We start from the raw sequence: 2,109 nt of genomic DNA, 5'->3' as shown, positions 1-2,109 counted from the left end.
AGGAGGTCCTACTTCGCCAGCTTCAGCGTCGGCATCGACACCGCGGCCTGCGCCTCGAACTGGGCTTTGCGGAAGGCCGTGCGCACGCCGCTGGAGGCGCCGAACTCCATGAGGCGGTCGGCTTTCGCATCGTAGGCGGGCCAGGCTTCGGCCCCGCACTTCGGCGCGCCGGTCTTGGCGAAGCTCACCCAGCAGGCGTGCATCAGGGTCGCGACCTGCTTGTCCTCGTCGCTCACCACGCTCATTGGCGTGCGCCGGCCCCAGTATTCGAAGACGTAAGGGATCTCGGCGGCGTGGGCGGCGGTCTTGACGCCGGCGGGCCGAAACCGCGTGGCTACGTACGAGAAGTGGTAGAGCCAGGCCGGCTTGCCGGTCGCCGCCTCCGCCGCCACCCAGCGGGCCGGCGCGCCGAAGATACGGTCGGTGAAGATCGCGCGGGCGATCGCGTTGTCGTCGCCGGCGTCCTTGTAGACGGCGCGGGTGGCGTCCGGGATCGGGCCCATGCGTCCGGCCGCCGAGCCGCCGCCCAGCAGCGAGTCCTCGCCCGAGTTGAAGCCGATGATCAGCGGCACGTCGGCGAAGCGGCCGCCCGCCAGCGCCTGGCTCGCCGTCTCGGGCATCACCTTGCCGTCGATGAAGGGGCCGTAGTTGCCCGGGATGGCGTTGATCTTCTCCCAGGAGACCGCCCGCAGGTCGTCCGCCGTGGCCGCCGCGATCCCGGCCTTCTCCAGCGCGCCCGCGAACTCCTTCTCCTTGTCGGCCAGGGTCGCCGGCGGGAACCAGCCGCCGCCCGACTGCACGATGGCCTTCTGGTAGAGCCCCTTCGCAGAGGGCGTCGCGAGCAGCGCCAGGGTGCTCATGCCGCCGGCGGACTCGCCGAAGACGGTCACGTTCTTCGGGTCGCCCCCGAACGCCGCGATGTTCTGCTGCACCCACTTCAGCGCCGCCACCTGGTCCATCAAGCCGAAGTTGCCGGTGGGCGCAGCGCCCGCGTCCTTCGTCAGCGCCGGGTGGGCGAAGTAGCCCAGCGGGCCCAGGCGGTAGTTGATGGTGACCACGAGGACGCCATCGCGGGCGAAGTTCTGGCCGTCGTAGATCCAGCCCGCGCCCGTGCGGTGGCTGCCGCCGTGGATCCACACCATCACCGGCGCGCGCTTCGCGGCCTTGGGCGCGAAGACGTTCAGCTGCAGGCAGTCCTCGCTCATGGGGCCGTTGGCGCCGCCGCCGTTGGGCGTGCCGTCGGCGTTCATCGGCTGCGGGCACGAGGGGCCGTTCTTCGTGGCGTCGCGTTCGCCGGTCCACCGGGGCGCCGGCTGCGGCGGCGCCCAGCGCAGCTTGCCCACGGGCGCAGCGGCGAAGGGGATGTTGCGGAAGACGTTGGCCCGCTCGGTGGCCTCGCCCACCACCGTGGCGCCGGAGAGCTCGGCCTTCACCACCGTCTGCGCCCAGGCGCCGCCGCTGGCCAGGAACCAGGCCGCCACGGCCGTCACCGCATACCGCATCTTCGTCTCCCAGCTGACGGAAGCGGATTAGCCGTCGTTTTCGCGCGCGTCGCAACCACACGGCTTTGCCGCAGAAATCACTTCGTCACAAAGTTGCCTTTAGACCGACCCCACACTCTAGCTTGTGGGGCGCCGGCCGGGGGCGGCGTGTCGGGGGACAGTCTTTGCTTCAGCGTACGTTCTGGCTCGCGACCGCGGCCTTCGCGATCACGGGCTCCTCGGCCCTCGCCCAGCAGCCAGCACGACCGCCAGAGCTACAGCGTCGCCAACGACCTGCACGGCTTCGACTTCGGCCAGGGCGGACCGCCGGGCAACTGACCGCCCTCTCCTCAGGGGGAACTTGACTCTTCGGTTCCAGGTTCTAGAACAAAGATGGAACAAAAGGAGTCCCAATGCCATGTCCGATTTTCGCGCCATGCTGGCTGCGAAGATCGCCGCCATCGAAAGCGGCGGACGCCCTGACGCTGGCGTGCTGCCGTTCGGCGACGAGCGGCTGGACGGGCGGCTGGCGGGCGGCGGGCTGCCGCTGGGGCGCTGGCACGAGATCGTGGGCGCGGGCCTGGAGGTCGAGACCTCGGCCGCGCCGGGGGCCTACGCCGCGCTGATG

The 2,109-nt window shown here is 70.6% G+C and carries 1 protein-coding gene and 1 pseudogene; one reads left to right on the top strand and one right to left on the bottom strand.

From position 1 onward, the window contains the following. Positions 1 to 8: 8 nt before the first annotated feature. Complete coding sequence (locus VGD44_RS02970) at positions 9 to 1,502, bottom strand: carboxylesterase/lipase family protein (protein WP_331083715.1); 1,494 nt, start codon at positions 1,500 to 1,502, stop codon at positions 9 to 11. Between the two features lie 397 nt (positions 1,503 to 1,899). Here VGD44_RS02970 and VGD44_RS02965 point away from each other — a divergent pair. Continuing rightward, positions 1,900 to 2,109, top strand: a pseudogene (locus VGD44_RS02965) (protein imuA); the annotation flags it as partial.

It is taken from the genome of Phenylobacterium sp. (genome assembly GCF_036402295.1).
Taxonomy (GTDB): Bacteria; Pseudomonadota; Alphaproteobacteria; order Caulobacterales; family Caulobacteraceae; genus Phenylobacterium.
The sequence above is the reverse complement of the archived record's forward strand: the minus strand, read 5'-3'. Positions and strand labels throughout refer to the sequence as shown.